Annotated in this window: 27 protein-coding genes; all 27 read right to left on the reverse strand. The window is 66.3% G+C overall.

Annotation, left to right across the window (positions count from 1 at the left end; genetic code table 11):
- Positions 1-42 precede the first annotated feature (42 nt).
- Positions 43-510, reverse strand: coding sequence for a 50S ribosomal protein L15 (gene rplO, locus P8S73_RS04400; RefSeq protein WP_019309636.1), 468 nt, complete (start codon positions 508-510; stop codon positions 43-45).
- 2 nt (positions 511-512) lie between these two features.
- Positions 513-719, reverse strand: a complete 207-nt coding sequence (gene rpmD / locus P8S73_RS04405; protein ID WP_012397705.1) for a 50S ribosomal protein L30 — start codon at positions 717-719, stop codon at positions 513-515.
- Positions 719-1,444, reverse strand: a complete 726-nt coding sequence (gene rpsE, locus P8S73_RS04410) for a 30S ribosomal protein S5 (RefSeq protein ID WP_019309637.1) — start codon at positions 1,442-1,444, stop codon at positions 719-721. Before rpsE ends, rpmD begins: the two co-directional genes overlap by 1 nt.
- Positions 1,441-1,812: a 50S ribosomal protein L18 gene (rplR, locus tag P8S73_RS04415; RefSeq protein ID WP_012397703.1), complete on the reverse strand. Its 372-nt coding sequence runs from the start codon at positions 1,810-1,812 to the stop codon at positions 1,441-1,443. Before rplR ends, rpsE begins: the two co-directional genes overlap by 4 nt.
- A gap of 2 nt (positions 1,813-1,814) precedes the next feature.
- Entirely contained in the window at positions 1,815-2,351 is a 537-nt protein-coding gene (gene rplF / locus P8S73_RS04420; RefSeq protein ID WP_019309638.1) for a 50S ribosomal protein L6, read from the reverse strand.
- 31 nt (positions 2,352-2,382) lie between these two features.
- On the reverse strand, positions 2,383-2,781 hold the full coding sequence (rpsH, locus tag P8S73_RS04425) for a 30S ribosomal protein S8 (protein ID WP_059281412.1): 399 nt from the start codon (positions 2,779-2,781) through the stop codon (positions 2,383-2,385).
- A 74-nt stretch (positions 2,782-2,855) separates the two neighbouring features.
- Complete coding sequence (gene rplE / locus P8S73_RS04430; RefSeq protein WP_019309640.1) at positions 2,856-3,425, reverse strand: 50S ribosomal protein L5; 570 nt, start codon at positions 3,423-3,425, stop codon at positions 2,856-2,858.
- Positions 3,425-3,763, reverse strand: a complete 339-nt coding sequence (rplX, locus tag P8S73_RS04435; protein ID WP_019309641.1) for a 50S ribosomal protein L24 — start codon at positions 3,761-3,763, stop codon at positions 3,425-3,427. Before rplX ends, rplE begins: the two co-directional genes overlap by 1 nt.
- Position 3,764: 1 nt before the next feature.
- Entirely contained in the window at positions 3,765-4,133 is a 369-nt protein-coding gene (rplN, locus tag P8S73_RS04440) for a 50S ribosomal protein L14 (protein ID WP_012397698.1), read from the reverse strand.
- A gap of 501 nt (positions 4,134-4,634) precedes the next feature.
- Positions 4,635-4,922 (reverse strand): 30S ribosomal protein S17, encoded by a 288-nt coding sequence (gene rpsQ, locus P8S73_RS04445; protein WP_019309642.1) that lies wholly within the window; start codon positions 4,920-4,922, stop codon positions 4,635-4,637.
- Positions 4,919-5,215, reverse strand: a complete 297-nt coding sequence (gene rpmC, locus P8S73_RS04450) for a 50S ribosomal protein L29 (protein ID WP_019309643.1) — start codon at positions 5,213-5,215, stop codon at positions 4,919-4,921. Before rpmC ends, rpsQ begins: the two co-directional genes overlap by 4 nt.
- Positions 5,216-5,218: 3 nt before the next feature.
- Positions 5,219-5,635 (reverse strand): 50S ribosomal protein L16, encoded by a 417-nt coding sequence (rplP, locus tag P8S73_RS04455; protein WP_019309644.1) that lies wholly within the window; start codon positions 5,633-5,635, stop codon positions 5,219-5,221.
- Positions 5,635-6,468, reverse strand: coding sequence for a 30S ribosomal protein S3 (gene rpsC, locus P8S73_RS04460; RefSeq protein WP_012397694.1), 834 nt, complete (start codon positions 6,466-6,468; stop codon positions 5,635-5,637). The genes rplP and rpsC overlap by 1 nt, the downstream gene beginning before the upstream one ends.
- The gene (rplV, locus tag P8S73_RS04465) at positions 6,469-6,834 is read right to left on the reverse strand and encodes a 50S ribosomal protein L22 (protein ID WP_012397693.1); all 366 of its coding nucleotides are present in this window, start codon (positions 6,832-6,834) and stop codon (positions 6,469-6,471) included.
- A gap of 52 nt (positions 6,835-6,886) precedes the next feature.
- Positions 6,887-7,168, reverse strand: coding sequence for a 30S ribosomal protein S19 (gene rpsS, locus P8S73_RS04470; RefSeq protein ID WP_019309646.1), 282 nt, complete (start codon positions 7,166-7,168; stop codon positions 6,887-6,889).
- A gap of 12 nt (positions 7,169-7,180) precedes the next feature.
- Entirely contained in the window at positions 7,181-8,020 is an 840-nt protein-coding gene (rplB, locus tag P8S73_RS04475; RefSeq protein ID WP_019309647.1) for a 50S ribosomal protein L2, read from the reverse strand.
- Between the two features lie 31 nt (positions 8,021-8,051).
- Positions 8,052-8,357 (reverse strand): 50S ribosomal protein L23, encoded by a 306-nt coding sequence (gene rplW / locus P8S73_RS04480; protein WP_019309648.1) that lies wholly within the window; start codon positions 8,355-8,357, stop codon positions 8,052-8,054.
- Entirely contained in the window at positions 8,354-8,977 is a 624-nt protein-coding gene (gene rplD / locus P8S73_RS04485) for a 50S ribosomal protein L4 (RefSeq protein ID WP_039101860.1), read from the reverse strand. The genes rplW and rplD overlap by 4 nt, the downstream gene beginning before the upstream one ends.
- A gap of 5 nt (positions 8,978-8,982) precedes the next feature.
- On the reverse strand, positions 8,983-9,639 hold the full coding sequence (gene rplC, locus P8S73_RS04490) for a 50S ribosomal protein L3 (protein WP_019309650.1): 657 nt from the start codon (positions 9,637-9,639) through the stop codon (positions 8,983-8,985).
- Between the two features lie 16 nt (positions 9,640-9,655).
- Entirely contained in the window at positions 9,656-9,964 is a 309-nt protein-coding gene (gene rpsJ, locus P8S73_RS04495; RefSeq protein WP_003803825.1) for a 30S ribosomal protein S10, read from the reverse strand.
- A gap of 719 nt (positions 9,965-10,683) precedes the next feature.
- The gene (tuf, locus tag P8S73_RS04500) at positions 10,684-11,874 is read right to left on the reverse strand and encodes an elongation factor Tu (protein ID WP_019309651.1); all 1,191 of its coding nucleotides are present in this window, start codon (positions 11,872-11,874) and stop codon (positions 10,684-10,686) included.
- A 157-nt stretch (positions 11,875-12,031) separates the two neighbouring features.
- Complete coding sequence (gene fusA, locus P8S73_RS04505) at positions 12,032-14,146, reverse strand: elongation factor G (RefSeq protein ID WP_059281410.1); 2,115 nt, start codon at positions 14,144-14,146, stop codon at positions 12,032-12,034.
- 81 nt (positions 14,147-14,227) lie between these two features.
- Positions 14,228-14,698 carry a 30S ribosomal protein S7 gene (rpsG, locus tag P8S73_RS04510; protein ID WP_012397685.1) on the reverse strand — a complete coding sequence of 157 codons (471 nt, stop codon included), beginning with the start codon at positions 14,696-14,698 and terminating at the stop codon, positions 14,228-14,230.
- Positions 14,698-15,072 carry a 30S ribosomal protein S12 gene (gene rpsL, locus P8S73_RS04515; protein ID WP_012397684.1) on the reverse strand — a complete coding sequence of 125 codons (375 nt, stop codon included), beginning with the start codon at positions 15,070-15,072 and terminating at the stop codon, positions 14,698-14,700. Before rpsL ends, rpsG begins: the two co-directional genes overlap by 1 nt.
- A 620-nt stretch (positions 15,073-15,692) precedes the next feature.
- Positions 15,693-19,580: a DNA-directed RNA polymerase subunit beta' gene (locus tag P8S73_RS04520; protein WP_059281409.1), complete on the reverse strand. Its 3,888-nt coding sequence runs from the start codon at positions 19,578-19,580 to the stop codon at positions 15,693-15,695.
- 65 nt (positions 19,581-19,645) lie between these two features.
- The gene (gene rpoB, locus P8S73_RS04525; protein ID WP_059281408.1) at positions 19,646-23,155 is read right to left on the reverse strand and encodes a DNA-directed RNA polymerase subunit beta; all 3,510 of its coding nucleotides are present in this window, start codon (positions 23,153-23,155) and stop codon (positions 19,646-19,648) included.
- Between the two features lie 227 nt (positions 23,156-23,382).
- Entirely contained in the window at positions 23,383-24,126 is a 744-nt protein-coding gene (locus P8S73_RS04530) for an MBL fold metallo-hydrolase (protein ID WP_059281407.1), read from the reverse strand.
- Positions 24,127-24,258 lie beyond the last annotated feature (132 nt).

A 24,258-nucleotide genomic window follows, 5' to 3' on the forward strand; every position in this document is an offset into this window, starting at 1 on the left:
CCAGTTCAGGGATTCACCCTACAACCGAATGCTGGAAACTTCTCACGCGTTCTGCGTGGAACCGCCAGCCGCGGCAATCTTCTCGGCCGCGGAGGCCGAGAACTTGTCCGCGGTGATGTTCAGGGCCACGGAGATCTCCCCGCTGCCCAGCACCTTCACCGGCTGGTTCTTGCGCACTGCACCCTTGGACACGAGGTCCGCGACGGTGACGGTGCCACCCTCGGGGAACAGCTCCGCGAGACGGTCCAGGTTCACGACCTGGTACTCCACGCGGAACGGGTTCTTGAACCCGCGCAGCTTCGGCAGACGCATGTGCAGCGGCAGCTGCCCGCCCGCGAAACCGGCCTTGACCTGGTAGCGCGCCTTGGTGCCCTTGGTACCGCGGCCCGCCGTCTTGCCCTTGGAGGCCTCACCGCGGCCAAGACGGGTCTTGGCCTGGTGCGATCCGGGAGCCGGACGCAGGTGGTGAACCTTCAGAGCGTGGCGCTTGTTCTGGGTGTTCTCAGCCATGCTCAAGCCTCCTCAACCTCTACGAGATGGGTCACCGTGTTGATCATGCCCACGGTGGCCGCATCGGCCTTGCGCTCCACGACCTGGCCGGGGCGCTTGAGACCCAGCGAACGCAGCGTGTCGCGCATGTTCTGCTTCTGACCGACCACGGAGCGGACCTGCTTCACGCGCAGGGTCGCGCCGGTGGCCTGGATGCGCTTTCCGTTCATCAGGCACCTGCCTTCTGGATGTCACGCAGCAACGGCGCCGGGACGACCTCGTCCATGGGCAGGCCACGGCGGGCCGCCACGGACGCGGGCTCCTCGAGCTCACGCAGCGCCTGGATGGTCGCGTGCACGATGTTGATCTGGTTGGAGGAACCGAGGGACTTGGAGAGCACGTCGTGGATGCCCGCGCACTCCAGGACCGCACGCACCGGACCACCGGCGATCACGCCGGTACCCGGGGTGGCCGGGCGCAGCATGACGACGCCGGCCGCGGCCTCACCCTGCACACGGTGCGGGATGGTGCGGTCCTCCACGCGGGGAACCCGGAAGAAGTTCTTCTTGGCCTCCTCGACACCCTTGGAGATGGCCGCGGGAACTTCCTTGGCCTTGCCGTAGCCCACACCGACCATGCCGTTGCCGTCGCCGACGACCACGAGAGCGGTGAAGCTGAAGCGACGACCACCCTTCACGACCTTGGAGACGCGGTTGATGGTCACGACACGCTCGAGGAACTTGTCCTTCTCCTCGTCACGGCCGCCGCGGCCACCACGGCCGCCACGGTCGTTGCGGGAGCCGCGCTCGTTGCGCCCACCGCGGTCGTTGCGACCGCCGCGGCCACCGCGGTTCTCGTCGGAACCACGCTGCGAGGCGTTCGCCTCAGCCGTCTCGTTGGAACCGTTGGTGGCTTCGCTCACCTGAGTTTCCTTCTCGTTCTTCTGCTCGCTCACAGCGCCAGACCTCCTTCACGGGCACCCTCGGCCACCGCGGCCACACGGCCGTGGTACTTGTTGCCGCCGCGGTCGAACACGACGGTCTCGATCCCCGCAGCCTTGGCACGCTCGGCGATCAGCTCACCGATGCGCTTGGCCTTGGCGGTCTTGTCGTCGGACGACGCACGCAGGTCGTTCTCCATGGTGGACGCGGAGACCAGGGTGAAGCCCTTGTCGTCGTCGATCACCTGGGCGACCATGTGGCGGGTGGAACGCGTGACCACCAGGCGGGGGCGCAGCGCGGTTCCGGCGATGTGCTTGCGGACGCGGCGGTGACGCCGTGCGCGCTGAGCAGCCTTCGACTTTCCCTTGATTACGAGAGCCATGATTACTTACCAGCCTTTCCGGCCTTGCGGCGGATCTGCTCGCCCGCGTAGCGGACGCCCTTGCCCTTGTAGGGGTCGGGCAGACGCAGGGAGCGGATCTTCGCGGCGACCTGGCCAACCTGCTGCTTGTCGATACCGGAAACGGTGACCTTGTTGTTCCCCTCGACGGACAGCGTGATGCCGTCCGGCGCGTTGAAGGGAACCGGGTGGCTGTAGCCCAGAGCGAACTCCAGGTTGGCCCCCTTGGCCTGCACGCGGTAACCCGTGCCCACGATCTCCAGCTGCTTGGTGTATCCCTCGGACACACCCTGGATCATGTTGGCGATCAGGGAACGCGTGAGACCGTGCAAGGAGCGGGACTCGCGCTCGTCGTTGGGACGGGACACCTGCACGGTGCCGTCCTCGACGACCACCGTGATGGGTGCCGCGACGGTGTGGGTCAGCGTGCCCTTGGGGCCCTTGACCGACACTGCGGAACCGTCCACGGAAACCTCCACACCGGCGGGCACAGAGATCGGGAGACGTCCAATACGTGACATGTCTTCTTCCTTTCTTCTTCTGTGCTACCGGTTACCAGACGTACGCGAGGACTTCCCCGCCCACGCCCTTCTTGCCGGCCTGCTTGTCAGTGAGCAGCCCGGAGGACGTGGAGAGGATCGCGATGCCGAGGCCACCGAACACCTTGGGGAGGTTGGTGGACTTCGCGTACACGCGAAGGCCCGGCTTGGAGATGCGGCGGACACCAGCGATGGAGCGCTCACGGTTGGAGCCGTACTTCAGCGACATGGTCAGGGTCTTGCCGACCCGGGCCGGCTCCTCGGACCAGTCCGCGATGTAGCCCTCGGCCTTCAGGATCTCCGCGATGCGGGCCTTCAGCTTCGAGTACGGCATGCTCACGGTGTCGTGGTAGGCGGAGTTCGCGTTGCGCAGACGCGTCAGCATGTCTGCGACGGGATCTGTCATTGTCATGTGGGCTTCAGCCCTTCCTCGTCACGGTTTCCCTGCCGGTTGCAGCCCGCAGGGACCTTTTGACGTCGATGGAATCAGTTGGTCTTGAACGGGAAGCCGAGCGCCTTGAGCAGGGCACGGCCTTCGTCGTCGGTCTTGGCGGTGGTGACCACGGTGATGTCCATGCCGCGCACGCGATCGATCTTGTCCTGGTCGATCTCGTGGAACATGGACTGCTCGGTCAGGCCGAACGTGTAGTTGCCGTTGCCGTCGAAGTGGCGGTCGGACAGACCACGGAAGTCACGGATACGGGGCAGCGCCAGGGTGACCAGGCGGTCCAGGAACTCCCACATGCGGTCGCCGCGCATGGTGACGTGCGCGCCGATCGGCATGCCCTCACGCAGCTTGAACTGCGCGATGGACTTCTTGGCTCGGTTGATCACGGGCTTCTGGCCGGTGATGGCGGTGAGGTCCTTGATGGCGTTGTCCACCAGCTTGGAGTCCTTGGCCGCCTCGCCCAGACCCATGTTGACCACGACCTTGACCACGCGCGGCATCTCCATGACGTTCGCGTAGCCGAACTGCTCCTGCAGAGCCGGAGCAACGGTCTCCTGGTACTTGGTCTTGAACCGGGGGGTGAACTTGGTTTCGGTCGTTTCGCTCATCACAGATCCTTGCCGGTGCTCTTGGACACGCGAACGCGGACGGTCTTCTGCTTGCCGTCACGCTCCACGGTCTCGGTGCGGTAGCCCACACGGGTCGGCTTGCCGGTCTCCGGGTCCACGAGCATCACGTTGGAGATGTGGATGGGAGCCTCGGACTTGACGAGGCCGCCGGCTTCGCCCTGGGCGTTGGCGCGCTTGTGCTTGGTCACGACGTTCACGCCCTCGACCACCACGCGGGAGGTCTCGGTGATCACGCGCAGAACCTTGCCCTGCTCGCCCTTGTTCTTGCCGGTGATGACCTGCACGAGGTCGCCGGTCTTGATCTTGAATTTAGCCATGTCAGAGCACCTCCGGAGCCAGCGAGACGATCTTCATGAACTTCTTGTCGCGCAGCTCGCGGCCCACCGGGCCGAAGATGCGCGTGCCGCGGGGGTCCCCGTCGTTCTTCAAGATCACTGCGGCGTTCTCGTCGAAACGGATGTAGGAACCGTCGGGACGGCGCCTCTGCTTCTTGGTACGGACCACAACCGCCTTGACGACGTCACCCTTCTTGACGTTGCCGCCGGGGATGGCGTCCTTGACGGTGGCGACGATGACGTCACCAATGCCTGCGTAACGGCGTCCGGATCCACCGAGCACACGGATGGTGAGAATTTCCTTCGCACCCGTGTTGTCGGCAACCCGCAGCCGCGATTCCTGCTGAATCACTGAATACTCCTGTCGTCGCGCCGGTTCTCATCCAAACCTGCTGAATGTCGAGCCTTGCGGAACGGTGGTCGTGTGAACGCTTCGCGCCACGGTCTCCCCCGAGGCCGTAGGAGGGGCCCGGGGCGCTGCGCGAAGTTTGCACGCGGTGATCTCGCACGTGTGGACGAGGGAACTCGTCCTGCTGCCCTGCCCGGATTCATGACTGAGCGCAGAATCAACGGGCAAGTTCTCGCAGCGCGCCCACCGAACGGGTGGGTCGCCTTCCGCGGCGGACCGCGGGACTTGCCGCCGGCCCGTGAACGTACCGCGGGGGCACGAGGGTCGGCTGTGGATTCCGGCTCAGCAGGGTCGAAGCCAGAGGGCACACGTGTGTCGACACGCGTACCGGCCTACTCTACCGCGTCGGTACGTCGATCGCCAATCGCCGGTGCGCGCACATGCAGCAGGCCCCCGCCCGGAGCACCGGACGGGGGCCTGCCATCGAGACCCGGTGGGAAGGACCTACTTAGCCTTCTCGATGATCTCCACGATCCGCCAGTTCTTGTTGGCGGACAGCGGACGCGTCTCGACGATGCGCACGAGGTCGCCGACGCCGCAGGAGTTCTGCTCGTCGTGCGCCTTCACACGCTTGGACTTGCGCAGCACCTTGCCGTAGAGCGCGTGCTTCACGCGGTCCTCGACCTGGACCACCACGGTCTTGTCCATCTTGTCGGAGACCACGTAGCCCTGGCGGGACTTGCGGTCACCGCGCTCGGCCGTGGCCGTCTCGTTGTTGACCTGCTCGCTCACTTGGCATCATCCTCAGACTTGGCAGCCTTCTTCGAGGCCTTCTTCTCGGTCTTCGCTGCGGCCGGCGCCACGTCCTCGCGGATACCGAGCTCGCGCTCACGCAGCACGGTGTAGATCCGCGCGATGTCGCGCTTGACGGACTTCAGACGCGAGTTGCTCTCGAGCTGACCGGTTGCAGCCTGGAAGCGCAGGTTGAACAGCTCTTCCTTGGACTTGCGCAGCTGGTCGGTGAGGGCACCGGTGTCAAGAGCCGCGAGGTTGTCCATGTTCAGATCCTTGGATCCAATAGCCATTGATCATTCACCGCCTTCGCGACGCACGATGCGTGCCTTCATCGGGAGCTTGTGGATTGCCAGACGCAGCGCCTCACGCGCCACCTCTTCGCTCACGCCCGAGATCTCGAACATGACGCGTCCGGGCTTGACGTTGGCGACCCACCACTCGGGGGAACCCTTACCGGAACCCATGCGGGTCTCGGCGGGCTTCTTGGTCAGGGGACGGTCCGGGTAGATGTTGATCCAGACCTTGCCGCCACGCTTGATGTGACGGGTCATGGCGATACGCGCGGCCTCGATCTGACGGTTCGTGACGTACGCCGGGCTCATCGCCTGGATGCCCCACTCGCCGAACGTGACCTGGGTTCCGCCCTTGGCCTGTCCCCGACGACGCGGGTGGTGCTGCTTGCGGAACTTCACACGACGTGGGATAAGCATTACTTACCACCCTCTGCGTTGTTGGCCTCCGCAGCGCTGTTCTGCTGGGGGGCTGCGGCGGAGTCGCGCTCACGGCGCCCGCCACGGTCGTTACGGTCATTCGGACGACGACGCCGCTCGCCACCGCCGCCTCCGCGACGGTCGTTGCGACCGCGCGAGGACGGAGCAGCCGCCTGCTGGGCAGCCAGTTCCTTGTCGGTCAGGTCGCCCTTGTAGATCCAGACCTTCACGCCGATGCGGCCGAAGGTGGTCTTCGCCTCGAAGAAGCCGTAGTCGATGTTCGCGCGCAGGGTGTGCAGGGGCACACGGCCTTCGCGGTAGAACTCCGAACGGGACATCTCCGCACCGCCCAGACGGCCGGCGCACTGGATCCGGATGCCCTTGGCACCAGCGCGCTGCGCGGACTGGATGGCCTTCTTCATGGCGCGGCGGAACGCGACACGGGAGGCCAGCTGCTCGGCAACACCCTGGGCGACGAGCTGCGCGTCGATCTCCGGGTTCTTCACCTCGAGGATGTTGAGCTGGATCTGCTTGCCGGTGAGCTTCTCGAGCTCGCCGCGGATGCGGTCCGCCTCGGCGCCGCGGCGGCCGATCACGATGCCCGGACGTGCCGTGTGGATGTCCACGCGGACGCGGTCACGGGTGCGCTCGATCTCGACCTTGGAGATGCCGGCGCGGTCCATGCCCTTCGACATGAGCTCGCGGATCTTGACGTCCTCGCGGATGTAGTCCTTGTAGCGCTGACCCGGCTGGTTGGAGTCGGCGTACCAGTGCGAGACGTGGTCGGTGGTGATGCCCAGACGGAATCCGTTGGGGTTGATTTTCTGTCCCACTTAGCGGACCTCCTCCTTCTCCGGGGTCGCCACGACCACGGTCACGTGGCTCGTGCGCTTGTTGATGCGGAACGCACGGCCCTGGGCACGCGGCTGGAACCGCTTCATGGTGGGGCCCTCGTCCACGAAGGCCGCGGAGACCACGAGGTCTTCCGGCTTGAACGCGAGTCCCTCGCGGTCGGCCTTCTGCCGGGCGTTCGCCACGGCGGATTCGAGAACCTTGAACACCGGCTCGGAAGCTGCCTGGGGGGCAAACTTCAGAATCGCCAATGCCTCATTCGCCTGCTGGCCACGAATCAGGTTGACGACGCGCCGGGCCTTCATAGGCGTCACGCGGATGTAGCGCGCAGATGCCTTGGCTTCCATTGCTTTCCTTCTCTCGTCTTGTCGAAGAAGTGCAGCGTGCTGACCCCTGGGGTCAGCGACGCTTGCCCTTCTTGTCGTCCTTCACATGGCCGCGGAACGTGCGGGTGGGAGCGAACTCGCCGAGCTTGTGCCCGACCATCGACTCCGTGACGAACACGGGAACGTGCTTGCGCCCGTCGTGCACGGCAATGGTGTGGCCGAGCATGTCGGGGATGATCATGGAACGGCGGGACCACGTCTTGATGACGTTCTTGGTGCCCTTCTCGTTCTCCTTGGCGACCTTCACGAAGAGGTGCTGATCAACGAAAGGGCCCTTTTTGAGACTGCGTGGCATTGTTCAGGCTCCTTAGCGCTTGTTCTTGCCGGTACGACGACGACGCACGATGAGCTTGTCGCTTTCCTTGTTGGGGCGACGGGTGCGTCCCTCGGGCTTGCCGTTGGGGTTGACCGGGTGACGACCACCGGAGGTCTTGCCCTCGCCACCACCGTGGGGGTGGTCCACCGGGTTCATGACCACACCGCGGACGGTCGGGCGGATGCCCTTCCAGCGGTTGCGGCCGGCCTTGCCCCAGTTGATGTTCGACTGCTCGGCGTTGCCGACCTCGCCGATGGTCGCGCGGCAACGCACGTCCACGTTGCGGATCTCGCCGGAGGGCAGGCGCAGCTGGCCGTACTTGCCCTCACGGGCGACCAGCTGGACCGAGGCGCCGGCGGAGCGGGCGAGCTTGGCTCCCCCACCCGGACGCAGCTCCACGGCGTGCAGGACGGTGCCCACGGGGATGTTGCGCAGCGGCAGGTTGTTGCCGGGCTTGATGTCCGCGGTGGGGCCGGACTCCACGACGTCACCCTGCTTGAGGCGGTTCGGCGCGATGATGTAGCGCTTGGTGCCGTCCACGTAGTGCAGCAGGGCGATGCGAGCCGTGCGGTTCGGGTCGTACTCGATGTGCGCGACCTTGGCGTCCACGCCGTCCTTGTCGTGACGACGGAAGTCGATCACGCGGTACTGGCGCTTGTGGCCACCACCCTTGTGGCGGGTGGTGATGCGGCCCGTGTTGTTGCGACCGCCCTTCTTGGGCAGCGGACGCACCAGGGACTTCTCGGGCGTGGTGCGCGTGATTTCTACGAAGTCCGCAACCGACGAGCCACGACGGCCCGGGGTTGTCGGCTTGTGCTTACGGATAGCCATGTTTTGAGTTCCTCGTTAAAGTGGTCTCCGCTCAGGAGAGCGGACCGCCGAAGATGTCGATGGAGCCTTCCCGAAGGGACACGACGGCACGCTTGGTGGCCTTTCGCTGTCCCCAGCCGAAGCGAGTGCGCTTGCGCTTGCCGGGACGGTTGAGGGTGTTGATGGACGCAACCTTCACACCGAAGATCTGCTCGATTGCGTACTTGATCTCGGTCTTGTTGGCTGAGGGGTCCACCTGGAAGGTGTACTTGCCCTCGTCGATCAGACCGTAGGACTTCTCGGAGACCACGGGACGGATGATGACGTCGCGCGGGTCCTTGTTGTAGATGGCGCTCACTTGGCGTCCTCCTGCTTGCTACCGGACGCGGCTGCCACGAACGACTCGTAGGCGGCCTTGGTGAAGACCACGTCGTCCGAGACGAGCACGTCGTACGTGTTGAGCTGATCGGCGTACACGGCGTGCACGTTGACCAGGTTGCGCACGGACAGCGCGGCGGTGTCCTCGCCGCGGCCCAGCACGACCAGCAGGTTCTTGCGCTCGGAGATCGAGCGCAGCGCCTGCTTGGCGGCCTTCGTGGACGGCTCGGCACCGCTCACCAGATCCGCAACCACGTGGATGCGGCCGTTGCGGGCCCGGTCGGAGAGGGCTCCGCGCAGGGCGGCGGCCTTCATCTTCTTGGGGGTGCGCTGGGAGTAGTCACGCGGCGTCGGACCGTGGACCACGCCACCACCGGTCATGTGCGGGGCGCGGATGGAGCCCTGACGGGCGCGGCCGGTGCCCTTCTGCTTGAACGGCTTGCGGCCGGCGCCGGAGACCTCGGCGCGGGTCTTGGTCTTGTGCGTGCCCTGACGCGCGGCGGCCAGCTGGGCGACGACGACCTGGTGCAGCAGCGCCACATTGGTCTGTGCGTCGAAGATCTCAGCGGGCAGCTCGACGTTGACGGTTTCAGTTGCCATGGATATCAAGCTCCCTTCACGGTGGAACGGACGAGGACGACCGATCCCTTGGGGCCCGGCAGGGCGCCTTTGATGAGCAGCAGGGAGTTCTCGGCGTCAACCGCGTGCACGGTCAGGTTCATGGTGGTGTGACGGGCGTTGCCCATCCGACCGGCCATGCGCATGCCCTTGAACACGCGTGCGGGGTACGACGCGCCGCCGATGGAGCCCGGCTTGCGGTGGTTCTTGTGCGCACCGTGGGAGGCGCCGACACCGGAGAAGCCGTGACGCTTCATCACACCGGCCGTGCCCTTGCCCTTGGTGGTGCCGACCACGTCGACCTTGGCGCCGGCCTCGAAGAGCTCGACGGACAGTTCCTGTCCCAGCTCGTACTCGGCGGCGTCGGAAGTACGGAGTTCGACGACGTGGCGACGGGGCGTTACGCCTGCAGCGGCGAAGTGACCGGCCAGCGGCTTGGTCACCTTGCGGGGATCGATCGCACCGAAGCCGATCTGCACGGCGTTGTAGCCGTCCTTGTCCTCGTTGCGCAGCTGCGTCACGACGTTGGAGTCGGCCTTGACCACGGTCACCGGCACGAACTTCCCGTTCTCGTCCCAGACCTGGGTCATGCCGAGCTTCGTGCCCAGCAGGCCCTTCACCTGGCGTTCGAAAGTGGTAGTCATTGGGGTGCGATCCTTTTTACAGCTTGATTTCGATGTTCACGTCAGCGGGCAGGTCGAGACGCATGAGCGAGTCGACAGCCTTGGGCGTGGGGTCGATGATGTCGATCAGCCGCTTGTGCGTGCGCATCTCGAAGTGCTCGCGGCTGTCCTTGTACTTGTGCGGCGACCGGATGACGCAGTACACATTCTTCTCGGTGGGCAGCGGGACGGGTCCCACCACCGTGGCGCCTGCGCGCGTCACCGTCTCAACGATCTTCCGGGCCGAGACGTCGATGACCTCGTGGTCATAGGACTTCAGCCGGATGCGGATTTTCTGTCCCGCCATGGCGTCGTGACTCTCTTTCTTCAAGTACTTCCCTGTATGGAGCCCAGGGCTCCTTGTGTTCGGCGGCCTCTGCCGCCACCCCGCACAGACTGAATCCGGACGATTCCGGGTTCCTCACCCTGCCGGGGCTCCGGCACCCGAACTCGGGCGTGTCGCGGTGGACGACGCTTCCGAACTCGCACAATGACATGGTGCCGGTGATGAGTGGTTGTCCGCGGCGCGGCCGCGCGGTGCTGCGTGCGTCACGAGTGCTTCGGCTGCACAACTGCATTGCACCCGGTTCCTGCGACGGACGAGGCGTTGGTGCCACCGCGCGTGAAGCACGCGCCGCTGAGCGAACAACAGCGACCATTCTGCCAGAGAGAACAGCAGCGGCGCAACCTGCGAGACCGCACCTGGGACGCTTCCCCGGGCCGAACGACGCCGCCCCGTCCCACTCGGGAACGCGAGGTCAGGTGGCCGCAACCGCTAGGCCCATTCGTCATGCACCGGGGGCGCACCGCTGCCACAGCGATCGCCGGCCGCCGGCGGCGTCGACCCGCGGCACCGGGTCACCTGGGGACCTGGGGACCTGGGGACCCGGGGACCCGGGGACCCGGGGACCCGGGGACGCGGAAACCTCGGCGTAGCTCGCGGGTACGACGAAGCCCCGTGGTTCCGGGGAACCACGGGGCTTCGAGAGGGATCAGTTCAGAACCTCTCCCCGATCATCAGCATGATCACTTGATGATCTTGGTCACACGACCCGAGCCAACGGTGCGGCCACCCTCGCGGATGGCGAAGCCGAGGCCGTCCTCCATGGCGATCGGCTGAATCAGCTCGACCGTCATCTCGGTGTTGTCGCCGGGCATGACCATCTCGGTGCCCTCGGGCAGCGTGATGACGCCGGTGACGTCGGTGGTGCGGAAGTAGAACTGCGGACGGTAGTTCGAGTAGAACGGGTTGTGACGCCCGCCCTCTTCCTTGGACAGGATGTAGACGTTGGCCTCGAAGTCGGTGTGCGGGGTGATGGAACCCGGCTTGCACACGACCTGGCCGCGCTCGACGTCGTCACGCTTGAGACCGCGCAGCAGCAGGCCGCAGTTCTCGCCCGCCATGGCCTCGTCCATCTGCTTGTGGAACATCTCGATGCCGGTGACCGTGGTCTTCTGCACGGGGCGGATGCCCACGATCTCGACCTCGGAGTTGATCGGCAGGGTGCCGCGCTCGGCGCGACCCGTCACCACGGTGCCACGACCGGTGATGGTGAAGACGTCCTCGATGGGCATGAGGAAGGGCTTGTCGGTGTCGCGGATGGGATCCGGCACGTTCTCGTCCACGGCCTCCATGAGGTCCTCGACGGACTTGACCCACTGGGCGTCGCCCTCGAGAGCCTTCAGAGCGGAGACGCGCACCACGGGGGCGTTGTCACCGTCGAAGCCCTGGTCCGACAGCAGCTCGCGAACCTCCATCTCGACGAGGTCGAGCAGCTCTTCGTCGTCCACCATGTCGGACTTGTTCAGCGCGACCAGCAGGTAGGGCACGCCCACCTGGCGGGCGAGCAGCACGTGCTCGCGGGTCTGCGCCATGGGGCCGTCGGTGGCGGCGACCACGAGGATCGCGCCGTCCATCTGAGCCGCACCGGTGATCATGTTCTTCACGTAGTCGGCGTGACCCGGGGCGTCCACGTGGGCGTAGTGACGCTTGTCGGTCTGGTACTCGATGTGCGCGATGTTGATCGTGATGCCGCGCTGCTTCTCCTCCGGGGCGGAGTCGATGGCACCGAAGTCGCGCTGCTCGTTGACGTCCGGATACTTGTCAGCCAGGACCTTGGAGATTGCAGCGGTGAGCGTGGTCTTGCCGTGGTCAACGTGGCCAATGGTGCCAATGTTGAGGTGCGGCTTGGTGCGCTCGAACTTGGCCTTCGCCATGATGTGTTCCTCCTAGAACATTGAGGTGAGACTTGCTCGACTGCTCCGGGCACCGGAGCGTGTGACCACAGCGCATCGGCGCTGAGCGTGTCGAAACCTGTGCAAGTCTACTTCTGGATTACGAATTTACTGAAATCTCGGGGCGAACCCCGATGGCTCACTCGCCGCGGTTCTTCTGGATGATCTCCTCGGCCACGGCCTTGGGAACCTCTGAGTAGCTGTCGAACTGCATGGAGTACACGGCGCGACCCTGCGTCTTGGAACGCAGGTCGCCGATGTAGCCGAACATCTCGGACAGCGGCACCAGAGCCTGCACGAGCTTGACACCCGTGACGTCCTCCATGGACTGGATCTGGCCACGGCGGGAGTTCAGGTCGCCGATGACGTCGCCCATGTACTCCTCGGGCGTGCGGACCTCGACGGCCATGAGCGGCTCGAGCAGCACCGGGTTGGCACGGCGCGCGCCCTCCTTGAACACCATGGAGCCGGCGATCTTGAACGCCATCTCGGAGGAGTCGACGTCGTGGTAGGCGCCGTCGACCAGCGTGGCCTTGACGCCCACGACCGGGTAGCCGGCGAGGATGCCGAGCTGCATGGCGTCCTGGATGCCGTGGTCCACGGAGGGGATGTACTCGCGCGGCACGCGACCACCGGTCACGGCGTTGTCGAACTCGTACAGTTCCTCAGCGTCCAGGGGCAGCGGCTCGAAGGAGACCTGAACCTTGGCGAACTGGCCGGAGCCACCCGTCTGCTTCTTGTGGGTGTAGTCGACCTTCTCGACAGGCTTCTTGATGGTCTCGCGGTAGGCCACCTGGGGCTTGCCCACGTTGGCCTCCACGCGGAACTCGCGCTTCATGCGGTCCACCAGGATGTCCAGGTGCAGCTCGCCCATGCCGCCGATCTCGGTCTGGCCGGTCTCGTCGTTGAGGGACACCGTGAAGGTGGGGTCCTCGGCGGAGAGCTTCTGGATGGCGGTGGAGAGCTTCTCCTGGTCGCCCTTGGTCTTGGGCTCGATGGCCACGAAGATCACGGGCTTGGGGAAGCTCATGGACTCCAGCACGATCGGGCTGGAGGAGTCGCACAGGGTGTCACCCGTGGTGGTGTCCTTCAGACCGATGGCCGCGTAGATGTGACCGGCGGAGATCTCCTCCACCGGGTTCTCCTTGTTGGAGTGCATCTGGAAGAGCTTGCCGATGCGCTCGCGCTTGCCCTTGGTGGAGTTCAGGACCTGCTCGCCGGCCTTGGCCTTGCCGGAGTACACACGGATGTACGTGAGCTGGCCGTAGAACGGGTGCGACGCGACCTTGAACGCCAGCGCGGCGAACGGGCCGTTGGCGTCTGCGGTGCGGGTGAGCACCTCTTCCTCGTCGTTCACGGCGTGACCCTGCACGTCCTCCACGTCGAGCGGGGAGGGCAGGTAGTCCACCACGGCGTCGAGCATGGGCTGCACGCCGCGGTTCTTGAACGCGGAGCCGCACAGCACGGGGTACGCGGCGGAGGAGATGGTGAGCTTGCGGATGCCGAGCTTGATCTCGTCCTCCGTCAGCTCCTCGCCGCCGAGGTACTTCTCCATGAGGTCGTCGTCGGCCTCGGCCACGGCCTCGACCAGCTGGTTGCGGTACTCCGCGGCGCGGTCCTGGAGGTCCTCGGGGATCTCACGGGTCTCGTACTTGGCACCCAGGGAGACGTCACCCTTGGAGTCGCCCTCCCAGACCAGGGCCTTCATGGTGATGAGGTCGACCACGCCCACGAAGTCGTTCTCCGCGCCGATCGGCAGCTGCAGCACGAGCGGGGTGGCACCCAGACGGGACTTGATGGTGTCCACGGTGAAGTAGAAGTCGGCGCCCAGCTTGTCCATCTTGTTGACGAAGCAGATGCGGGGCACTTCGTACTTGTCGGCCTGGCGCCACACAGTCTCGGACTGGGGCTCCACGCCCTCCTTGCCGTCGAAGACCGCCACGGCGCCGTCGAGCACGCGCAGGGAGCGCTCGACCTCGACCGTGAAGTCCACGTGACCCGGGGTGTCGATGATGTTGATCTGGTAGTCGTGCCAGTAGCACGACGTCGCGGCGGAGGTGATGGTGATGCCGCGTTCCTGCTCCTGGGCCATCCAGTCCATCGTGGAGGCACCGTCGTGCGTCTCGCCGAGCTTGTGGTTGATGCCCGTGTAGAACAGGATGCGTTCGGTGGTCGTGGTCTTACCGGCATCGATGTGAGCCATGATGCCGATATTGCGGACCTTGTTGAGGTCGGTAAGCACGTCGAGTGCCACGATGGTTCCCTTCGTAAAAGGTGGTGCCGGGCCCTGGAAGTCGGCCCCGCGGATCCGCGGGGCCGACAGGACTACCGAATTTTACCAGCGGTAGTGGGCGAAGGCCTTGTTGGACTCGGCCATCTTGTGGGTGTCCTCGCGGCGCTTGACAGCGGCACCGAGGCCGTTGGAGGCATCGAGGATCTCGTTCTGCAGGCGCTCGGTCATGGTGTTCTCACGACGGGCCTTGGAGTAGCCCACGAGCCAGCGCAGGGAGAGCGCCTGGGCGCGACCGGCCTTGACCTCGACGGGCACCTGGTAGGTGGCGCCGCCGACGCGACGGGAGCGGACCTCGAGGGCCGGCTTCACGTTCTCCAGGGCCTTCTTCAGGGTGGCCACCGGATCGGAGTTGGTCTTGTTGCGCACACCCTCGAGGGCACCGTAAACGATGCGCTCGGCGGTGGACTTCTTGCCGTCCTGCAGGACCTTGTTGATCAGCTGCGTGACCACGGGCGAGCCGTAGACGGGATCGACAACGAGGGGGCGCTTGGGAGCGGGACCTTTACGAGGCATTACTTCTTCTCCTTCTTGGCGCCGTAGCGGGAGCGGGCCTGCTGGCGACCCTTGACACCCTGGGTGTCGAGCGCGCCGCGCACGATCTTGTAGCGGACACCGGGGAGGTCCTTCACACGACCGCCGCGCACGAGCACGATGGAGTGCTCCTGCAGGTTGTGGCCCTCGCCGGGGATGTAGGCGGTGACTTCCACGCCGCCGTTGAGCTTCACACGGGCCACCTTGCGCAGCGCCGAGTTCGGCTTCTTGGGCGTGGTGGTGAACACGCGGGTGCAGACGCCGCGCTTCATGGGGTTCCCCTTGAGCGCGGGAGCCTTGGTCTTCACGACCTTGGAGTGCCGGCCCTTGCGGACCAGTTGCTGGATAGTTGGCACAGTGCCTCCTGTTGGAGCGGAGTCCGGTGATTGCCGGGCCCGCCGGTGACGGAACATTGATCCCGGGGTGCTCGCGGGCAGGTTCCGCGCCGCGGATCTACCCCTGAGCATGACGAAAGATGGCATCTAGGTACAGGGTGCGTACCACAGGACAGGGTCCGATTTGCCATCTCATTGCAGAATGCCCGGAATCGAGCAATTCTTCCCCACCGTATCAGACCCGTCCGGTCCGGGGAACCGGGGAGGGGCCGTCCTGGGAATCCCCGCGAGCCGTCGCGGTCTCACGTGCGGGCCACCCGCCGGACAGCAACCCGTGCGGCCACCCTTCCACCACGCGCCGGCCCGGTCTGGACAACTGTTTTCGTTTGTCTTGTGGGCTGGCAATGGAATCTTCGTGCGCGGTCAACTGCATGCGTTTGTTCTTTGATCTCGGCTCTCACCAATCTGCGCCCCTTCCCCCTGCGGCCGTCCGCGTCTGGATCAACGACAGGAGCCCGGACACGACGAAGCCCGGGTGGACCTCCCTCGTGCGGGAGACCCACCCGGGCCGGGTCGGAACTCAGTCGCTCTTCACCACGCAGTCACCGCGCCCGTGGCACGGGACCGGCAGTGCGGGCGACTCAGTTGCCGAAGTCGTAGTCGTCCAGCGGGATGGCCTGGAACTCGGAGCCCAGTCCGCCGGCGTTCTCCTCGGCGTAGCTGAAGTCGGCGAATGCGGACGGGTCCGTGAACATCTGGGCCTTCGCCTCCTCGGTGGGCTCCACGTCCACGCTGTTGTACCGGTCCAGACCGGTACCCGCGGGGATGAGCTTGCCGATGATGACGTTCTCCTTGAGACCCAGCAGCGGATCCGACTTGCCCTCCATGGCGGCCTGCGTGAGCACACGCGTGGTCTCCTGGAAGGACGCGGCGGACAGCCACGAGTCCGTGGCCAGCGAGGCCTTGGTGATGCCCATGAGCTCCGGACGCCCGGCGGCGGGACGGTTGCCCTCGGCCACCGCACCGCGGTTGGCCTCGAGGAAGCGCACGTTGTCCACCAGCTCACCCGGCAGCAGCGCGGTGTCACCGGACTCGATGATGGTCACGCGACGCAGCATCTGCCGGACGATGACCTCCACGTGCTTGTCGTGGATGCCCACGCCCTGCGAGCGGTACACGCCCTGGACCTCGTCCACGAGGTGCTTCTGCGCTTCGCGGGGACCGCGGATGCGCAACACCTCCTTGGGATCCACCGCACCGGTGACGAGCTGCCGGCCGACGTCGACGTGGTCGCCGTCCGCCACGAGCAGCTTGGCGCGGCGCAGCACCGGGTAGGCGAACTCCTCGTCGCCGTTGTCCGGGACCACCACGATCTTGAGGGACTTGTCGGTGTCCTCGATGCGGATCCGACCGGCCACCTCGGAGATCGGGGCCACGCCCTTGGGGGTGCGGGCCTCGAAGAGCTCCTGGATTCGGGGCAGACCCTGCGTGATGTCACCGTCCGAGGACGCCACACCACCGGTGTGGAAGGTGCGCATGGTCAGCTGGGTACCGGGCTCGCCGATGGACTGCGCGGCCACAATGCCCACGGCCTCGCCGATGTCCACCAGCTGGTTGGTGGCCAGCGACCGGCCGTAGCACGCGGCGCACACGCCCACGGCGGACTCGCACGTCAGGACCGAGCGCACGCGCACCTGGTCCACACCGGCGTTGTAGAGCTTCTCGATCATGGCGTCGGACATGTCCGCGCCGGCCTCGGCCAGCACCTCGCCGTTCTCGTCCGCCACGGCGCTGGCCAGCACGCGGCCGTGCACCGTGTTCTCCACGTCCTCGCCGAGCGTGCGCACGCCGGTGTCCGTGATGTCCGCCAGCGGCAGCGTCAGACCGCGCACGGTCTGGCAGTCCGACTCGCGCACGATCACGTCCTGCGAGACGTCCACCAGACGACGGGTCAGGTAGCCCGAGTTGGCGGTACGCAGCGCGGTGTCCGCGAGACCCTTTCGGGCACCGTGGGTCGCGATGAAGTACTCCAGCACCGACAGGCCCTCACGGTAGGAGGACTTGATCGGACGGGGCATGATCTCGCCCTTGGGGTTGGCCACGAGACCACGGATGCCGGCGATCTGGCGGACCTGCATCCAGTTGCCTCGAGCGCCCGAGGACACCATGCGGTTGATGGTGTTGGTGGGCTCCAGGTTGTCGCGCATGGCCTGCGCAACCTCGTCGGTGGCCTTGGACCAGATGTCGATGAGCTCCGAGCGGCGCTCGTCGTCGTCGATCAGACCCTTGTCGTACTGACCCTGGATGCGCGCGGCCTGCGCCTCGTAGCCCTCCATGATGGCGGGCTTCTCCGGCGGGGTCGCGATGTCCGAGATGGCCACGGTGACGCCCGAGCGCGAGGCCCAGTGGAAGCCGGCGTCCTTGAGGTTGTCCAGCGTCTTGGCCACGCGGGTCATCGGGTAGCGCTCCGCGAGGTCGTTCACGAGCGCGGACAGGTGCTTCTTGTCCGCGACGTTCTCGTCCCAGGGGTAGTCCTCGGGCAGCGTCTCGTTGAACAGCACGCGCCCCAGGGTGGTCTCCACGACGGCGGGCTGACCCGGCTCCCAGCCCTCCGGGGCCTCCCAGCCCGCGTAGGGCACGAAGTCCTCGAGGCGGATCTTGCACTTGGCATTGAGGTGCAGCTCACCGGAGTCGTTGGCCATGATGGCCTCGGCCACGGAGGAGTAGCTGTTGCCCTCCCCCGCCCATCCCTCACGCACGGTGGTGAGGTGGTACAGGCCGATGATCATGTCCTGCGAGGGCAGGGCGATCGGCTTGCCGTCCGAGGGCTTGAGGATGTTGTTCGAGGACAGCATCAGCACGCGCGCCTCGGCCTGGGCCTCCGGGGACAGCGGCAGGTGCACCGCCATCTGGTCACCGTCGAAGTCGGCGTTGAACGCACCGCACACGAGCGGGTGCAGCTGGATGGCCTTGCCCTCCACAAGCTGCGGCTCGAACGCCTGGATGCCCAGACGGTGCAGGGTGGGCGCACGGTTCAGCAGCACGGGGTGCTCGGTGATGACCTCTTCCAGCACGTCCCAGACCTGCGGGCGGTAGCGCTCCACCATGCGCTTGGCGGACTTGATGTTCTGCGCGTGGTTCAGGTCCACCAGACGCTTCATCACGAACGGCTTGAACAGCTCCAGCGCCATCTGCTTGGGCAGACCGCACTGGTGCAGCTTCAGCTGCGGGCCCACCACGATCACGGAACGACCGGAGTAGTCCACACGCTTGCCCAGCAGGTTCTGACGGAAGCGTCCCTGCTTGCCCTTGAGCATGTCGGACAGGGACTTCAGGGCACGGTTGCCCGGACCCGTGACGGGACGGCCGCGGCGACCGTTGTCGAACAGCGAGTCCACGGCCTCCTGCAGCATGCGCTTCTCGTTGTTCACGATGATCTCGGGGGCACCGAGGTCCAGCAGACGCTTCAGGCGGTTGTTGCGGTTGATCACACGACGGTAGAGGTCGTTGAGGTCGGAGGTCGCGAACCGGCCACCGTCCAGCTGCACCATGGGGCGCAGCTCCGGCGGGATCACCGGGACGGCGTCCAGGACCATGCCGAGCGGCGAGTTGTCCGTGGTGAGGAACGCGTTGACCACCTTGAGGCGCTTCAGGGCGCGGGTCTTGCGCTGGCCCTTGCCCGTGGCGATGGTCTCGCGCAGCGCCTCGGCCTCGGCCGCGAGGTCGAACGTCTCGAGGCGCTTCTTGATGGACTCGGCGCCCATGGAGCCCTCGAAGTACATGCCGTAGCGGTCCACCATCTGGCGGTACAGGGACTCGTCGCCCTCGAGGTCGTTGACTTTGAGGTTCTTGAAGCGGTCCCAGACCTTCTCCAGGTAGTCGATCTCGCGGTCGGCGCGCTTGCGCACGTTCGCCATCTGGCGGTCGGCGGAATCGCGCAGCTTGCGCTTCTCGGCGGCCTTGCCGCCCTCCTCCTCGACGCGTGCGAGGTCGGTCTCGAGATCGCGGGCGATCGCGTTGATGTCCGCGTCCCGGGTGTCCTCGAGCTGCTTCTTCTCGCGGTCGATCGCGGCCTGCAGGTTGGGCAGGTCGTCGTGACGTGCCTGCTCGTCCACGGACGTGATCATGTACGCCGCGAAGTAGATGACCTTCTCGAGGTCCTTGGGCGCGAGGTCCAGCAGGTAGCCCAAGCGCGAGGGAACGCCCTTGAAGTACCAGATGTGGGTCACGGGAGCGGCGAGCTCGATGTGGCCCATGCGCTCACGACGCACCTTGGCACGCGTGACCTCCACGCCGCAGCGCTCGCAGATGATGCCCTTGTAGCGCACGCGCTTGTACTTGCCGCAGTAGCACTCCCAGTCCCGGGTGGGACCGAAGATCTTCTCGCAGAACAAGCCGTCCTTCTCGGGCTTGAGCGTGCGGTAGTTGATGGTTTCCGGCTTCTTGACCTCGCCGTAGGACCAGCCGCGGATCTGATCCGCGGTGGCCAGGCCGATCTGCATGAGACCCAGTGAAGAATCGTTGGACATAAGGTCCTGTCCCTCTTTCGTAAAATCCTGAAGTGTGACGAGCTGATCTGTGGACGAGCGGGGTCTCAGACCTCTTCGACCGAGCTGGGCTCGGAGTGGGAGAGGTCGATGCCGAGCTCGTCGGCAGCCCGGAAGCTGTCGTCCTCGGAATCACGCATTTCCACTGCGTTGCCGTCCGCGGAGAGGACCTCCACGTTCAGGCACAGGGACTGCATCTCCTTGATGAGCACCTTGAAGGACTCGGGCACACCCGGTTCGGGGATGTTCTCGCCCTTGACGATGGCCTCGTACACCTTCACGCGGCCGTGGACGTCGTCGGACTTCACGGTGAGCAGCTCCTGCAGGGTGTAGGCGGCGCCGTACGCCTCGAGCGCCCACACCTCCATCTCACCGAAGCGCTGACCGCCGAACTGCGCCTTACCGCCCAGCGGCTGCTGGGTGATCATGGAGTACGGACCGGTGGAGCGGGCGTGGATCTTGTCGTCCACCAGGTGGTGGAGCTTCAAGATGTACTGGTAGCCCACGGAGACCGGGTCCGGGAACGGCTGGCCGGATCGGCCGTCGAACAGCCGGGCCTTGCCGGAGCGCCCGATCAGGCGCTGACCGTCCCGCGTGGGGTTGGTGTGGTCCAGCAGGTCGAAGATCTCGTCCTCGCGGGCGCCGTCGAACACCGGGGTGGCCACGTTGGTGGGTCCGGAGCTCTTGGGGAAGTTGCTGAGCCCCTTGAGCCACTCGGGGTCGCCCTCGATGTTCCAGCCCTGCTTGGCCAGCCAGCCGGTGTGGACCTCGAGCACCTGGCCCAGGTTCATGCGGCCGGGCACGCCCAGCGGGTTCAGGATGACGTCCACCGGGGTGCCGTCCTCCATGAACGGCATGTCCTCGACGGGCAGGATCTTGGAGATGACGCCCTTGTTGCCGTGGCGTCCGGCGAGCTTGTCGCCGTCCGTGATCTTGCGCTTCTGCGCCACGTAGACGCGCACCACCTGGTTGACGCCGGCGGGCAGGTCGTCGTCCTCGTCCTCGCGGTCGAAGACGCGCACGCCGATCACGGTGCCGGACTCGCCGTGGGGCACCTTGAGGGAGGTGTCGCGCACCTCGCGGGACTTCTCGCCGAAGATGGCGCGCAGCAGGCGCTCCTCGGGGGTCAGCTCGGTCTCGCCCTTGGGCGTGACCTTGCCCACGAGGATGTCGCCGGCCTGGACCTCGGCGCCGATGTGGATGATGCCGCGCTCGTCCAGAGCGGAGAGCACCTCCTCCGACACGTTCGGGATGTCACGCGTGATCTCCTCGGCACCGAGCTTGGTGTCGCGGGCGTCGATCTCGTGCTCCTCGATGTGAATGGACGTAAGGACGTCCTCGGAGACCATGCGCTGGGAGAGGATGATGGCGTCCTCGTAGTTGAGGCCCTCCCAGGACATGTACGCGATCAGCAGGTTCTTGCCCAGTGCGAGCTCACCGTGGTCCGTGGAGGGACCGTCGGCGATCACCGTACGGGGCTCCACACGCTGGCCCTCGGACACGATCACGCGCTGGTTGTACGTGTTGCCCGGGTTGGAGCGCACGAACTTGTTGATCGGGTAGAGCTTGGTGGTGCCGTCGTCGTTGAGCACCGTGACGAGGTCCGCAGAGACCTCCTCGACCACACCCGGCTTGGTGGCCAGGACGGAGTCCCCGGCGTCCAGTGCGGCGTAGCGCTCCATGCCGGTGCCCACGAGGGGCGCCTCGGAGGTGAGCAGCGGCACGGCCTGACGCTGCATGTTGGCGCCCATGAGCGCGCGGTTGGCGTCGTCGTGCTCGAGGTACGGGATCAGGGCGGTGGCCACCGACACCATCTGGCGCGGGGAGACGTCCATGAACTCGATGTCGGTCGGGTCCACGAGCACGGCCTCGCCGGAGCCGTCGGAGGCACGGGCGAGGACGGCGTCCTCGGCGAAGTGGCCGTCGTCGGTCAGGGGCGCGTTGGCCTGCGCGATGGTGAGCCCGCGCTCGTCGTCCGCGGTGAGGTAGACGACGTCGTCGGTGACGGTGCCGTCCACGACCTTGCGGTAGGGCGTCTCGATGAACCCGAACGGGTTGATGCGCGCGTAGGTCGCGAGCGAGCCGATCAGACCGATGTTGGAGCCCTCAGGGGTCTCGATCGGGCACATGCGGCCGTAGTGCGAGGGGTGGACGTCACGGACCTCCATGCCCGCGCGGTCGCGCGAGAGGCCGCCGGGGCCCAGCGCGGAGAGGCGGCGCTTGTGGGTCAGACCCGCGAGCGGGTTGTTCTGGTCCATGAACTGGGACAGCTGGGAGGTTCCGAAGAACTCCTTGATCGCGGCCACCACGGGACGGATGTTGATCAGGGTCTGGGGCGTGATCGCCTCGACGTCCTGGGTGGTCATCCGCTCGCGCACCACGCGCTCCATGCGGGAGAGGCCGGTGCGGATCTGGTTCTCGATCAGCTCGCCCACGGCGCGGATGCGACGGTTGCCGAAGTGGTCGATGTCGTCCACGTCCACGTGGATCTCGCGGGCCTCGCCGTCACGGGTGCCGGGCATGGTGGAACCGCCGTCGTGCAGGGTGACGAGGTAGCGGATCATGGCCACGATGTCGTCCAGGGACAGCACGGAGGCGTCCGGGTCCGAGAACGGCTTGTCCAGGCCCAGCTTGCGGTTGAGCTTGTAGCGGCCCACCTTGGCGAGGTCGTAGCGCTTGGGGTTGAAGTACATGTTGTCCAGCAGGGACTGCGCGGCGTCGACCGTGGGCGGCTCCCCCGGGCGCAGCTTGCGGTAGATGTCCAGCAGGGCGTCCTCGCGGGACTCCGTGGTGTCCTTCTCCAGGGTTGCGCGGATGGAGTCGAACTCGCCGAACTCCTCCAGGATCTTGGCCTCGCTCCAGCCCAGCGCCTTGAGCAGCACCGTGACGGACTGCTTGCGCTTGCGGTCCAGGCGGACGCCCACCTGGTCGCGCTTGTCGATCTCGAGCTCGAACCACGCACCGCGGGAGGGGATGATCTTGGCGGAGTAGATGTCCTTGTCGGACGTCCGGTCCTGGCCCTTCTCGAAGTAGGCACCCGGGGAGCGCACCAGCTGCGACACCACGACGCGCTCGGACCCGTTGATCACGAACGTGCCCTTCTCCGTCATCAGCGGGAAGTCTCCCATGAACACGGTCTGCTGCTTGATCTCGCCCGTGTTGTTGTTCATGAACTCGGCCTTGACGTACAGCGGCGCCGAGTAGGTGGCGTCGCGGTCCTTGCACTCGTCCATGGTGTACTTCGGGTCGTAGAACTCCGGCTCGGAGAACGAGAGGGACATGGTCCCCTGGAAGTCCTCGATCGGGGAGATCTCCTCGAAGATGTCCGAGAGCCCGGACGTGGTGGACACGCTGGTGTCACCGGTCTCCTGGGCCTCGACCACGCGGGTCTGCCAGCGCTCGTTGCCCACCAGGCGGTCGAAGCTGTCGGTCTGCAGCGCGAGCAGGTTGGGGACGTCCAGCGGTTCGTGGATCTTCGCGAAGGAGATGCGACGCGGAATGTTGTCGCTCGTGGGGTGGTTGGCGGAGACGTTCGTATCGGTGCTCGAGGCGACCAAGATGTGATCCTTCCACAGACATGCAGTGAATACGCGAGGTTCCCGGGGAGAGAGAAAGGGGCCGGTGACGACGAGTGTCGCGGACCGCCCCTGCGGCGCCCACCGCTATATGAAGGCACGCATGTATAAGGGACAACGCAAAGCACTAGCTTAGGCGAACCACCGGGGCTTGTCCACACCCTTGCTGGACGAAACCCCGCCCGGGCCGTAAGATGCCCGGTCGGCGCTCAGGCGACGCCGTTCGCGCGCGCCTCCGACGCCGCCCGGACCGCACCGAGGCGCCACGGATCTCCGTGACCGGGCAGCACCAGCCCCGCCCCGGTGTCCGCGATCGCCGCGAGGGAAGCCAGGGCCATGTCCGCATCCGCGGTGGCCGCGCCGGCCACGATGCGCGGCCCGGTCAGACCGGTGTAGGGGTCGAGGGTCACGAGGGCGTCCCCCGTGATCACGGCGTCGGCGTCCGGAAGGTGCAGCGCGCAGTGCCCCCAGGTGTGCCCCGCGGTGGCCACCACCCGGGGGCTTCCCGGGACGGGCACCGTCTGTCCCGCGGTGAGCTCCCGGGTGACGTCCACCCCGCGCACGGCGGCGGCCCCGCCCGCCAGCATGGATCCCAGGACGGGGACGGCCCGGGGGTGGCGCAGCGGGTACACCGCCGTGGGGCGTTCGTGGGCGTAGGAGTAGGGGTGCGCCGCGAGGTGGCGCTCCTTCTCGTGGGCGTAGACGGGGATCCCCAGGCGTCGCACGAGCTTGGCCGCGACTCCCACGTGGTCGAAGTGCGCGTGGGTCAGCACGAGAGCCCGAATGTCCTGCGGTGCCCGCCCGAGCTCGCGCACCGCCCACCCCAGCTCGTTCCACACCCGCGGCAGCCCCGCGTCCACGAGCGTCAGCCCGCGCGAGTCCTCCAGCAGGTAGCAGTTGACGTGGTGGTTCTGGATCATGTGGATCCCGGGGGCGACGTCTCGCAGGAACACGGTGTCTCCTTCTCCGCCCACCCCGCTCCCGCGCGGTGGGCCTGTCCCGGCCCGCACGGTGGTCGGGTGTCGTACGACGGAGCGGGCCTGCCAGGAGGCTACTCCCGACAGGCCCGCTCGTGGCACCACCCC

This window comes from Kocuria sp. ChxB (genome assembly GCF_044359605.1).
Lineage (GTDB): Bacteria > Actinomycetota > Actinomycetes > Actinomycetales > Micrococcaceae > Kocuria > Kocuria rhizophila.

Excerpts from the sequence above, each read along its gene's own strand:
- rplO (WP_019309636.1), bottom strand. The coding sequence starts at position 510 with ATGGCTGAGAACACCCAGAACAAGCGCCACGCTCTGAAGGTTCACCAC.
- rpmD (WP_012397705.1), bottom strand. The coding sequence starts at position 719 with ATGAACGGAAAGCGCATCCAGGCCACCGGCGCGACCCTGCGCGTGAAG.
- rplR (WP_012397703.1), bottom strand. The coding sequence starts at position 1,812 with ATGGCTCTCGTAATCAAGGGAAAGTCGAAGGCTGCTCAGCGCGCACGG.
- rplF (WP_019309638.1), bottom strand. The coding sequence starts at position 2,351 with ATGTCACGTATTGGACGTCTCCCGATCTCTGTGCCCGCCGGTGTGGAG.
- rpsH (WP_059281412.1), bottom strand. The coding sequence starts at position 2,781 with ATGACAATGACAGATCCCGTCGCAGACATGCTGACGCGTCTGCGCAAC.
- rplE (WP_019309640.1), bottom strand. The coding sequence starts at position 3,425 with ATGAGCGAAACGACCGAAACCAAGTTCACCCCCCGGTTCAAGACCAAG.
- rplX (WP_019309641.1), bottom strand. The coding sequence starts at position 3,763 with ATGGCTAAATTCAAGATCAAGACCGGCGACCTCGTGCAGGTCATCACC.
- rpmC (WP_019309643.1), bottom strand. The coding sequence starts at position 5,215 with ATGGCTATTGGATCCAAGGATCTGAACATGGACAACCTCGCGGCTCTT.
- rplP (WP_019309644.1), bottom strand. The coding sequence starts at position 5,635 with ATGCTTATCCCACGTCGTGTGAAGTTCCGCAAGCAGCACCACCCGCGT.
- rplV (WP_012397693.1), bottom strand. The coding sequence starts at position 6,834 with ATGGAAGCCAAGGCATCTGCGCGCTACATCCGCGTGACGCCTATGAAG.
- rpsS (WP_019309646.1), bottom strand. The coding sequence starts at position 7,168 with ATGCCACGCAGTCTCAAAAAGGGCCCTTTCGTTGATCAGCACCTCTTC.
- rplB (WP_019309647.1), bottom strand. The coding sequence starts at position 8,020 with ATGGCTATCCGTAAGCACAAGCCGACAACCCCGGGCCGTCGTGGCTCG.
- rplD (WP_039101860.1), bottom strand. The coding sequence starts at position 8,977 with ATGGCAACTGAAACCGTCAACGTCGAGCTGCCCGCTGAGATCTTCGAC.
- rplC (WP_019309650.1), bottom strand. The coding sequence starts at position 9,639 with ATGACTACCACTTTCGAACGCCAGGTGAAGGGCCTGCTGGGCACGAAG.
- rpsJ (WP_003803825.1), bottom strand. The coding sequence starts at position 9,964 with ATGGCGGGACAGAAAATCCGCATCCGGCTGAAGTCCTATGACCACGAG.
- tuf (WP_019309651.1), bottom strand. The coding sequence starts at position 11,874 with ATGGCGAAGGCCAAGTTCGAGCGCACCAAGCCGCACCTCAACATTGGC.
- rpsG (WP_012397685.1), bottom strand. The coding sequence starts at position 14,698 with ATGCCTCGTAAAGGTCCCGCTCCCAAGCGCCCCCTCGTTGTCGATCCC.
- P8S73_RS04520 (WP_059281409.1), bottom strand. The coding sequence starts at position 19,580 with ATGTCCAACGATTCTTCACTGGGTCTCATGCAGATCGGCCTGGCCACC.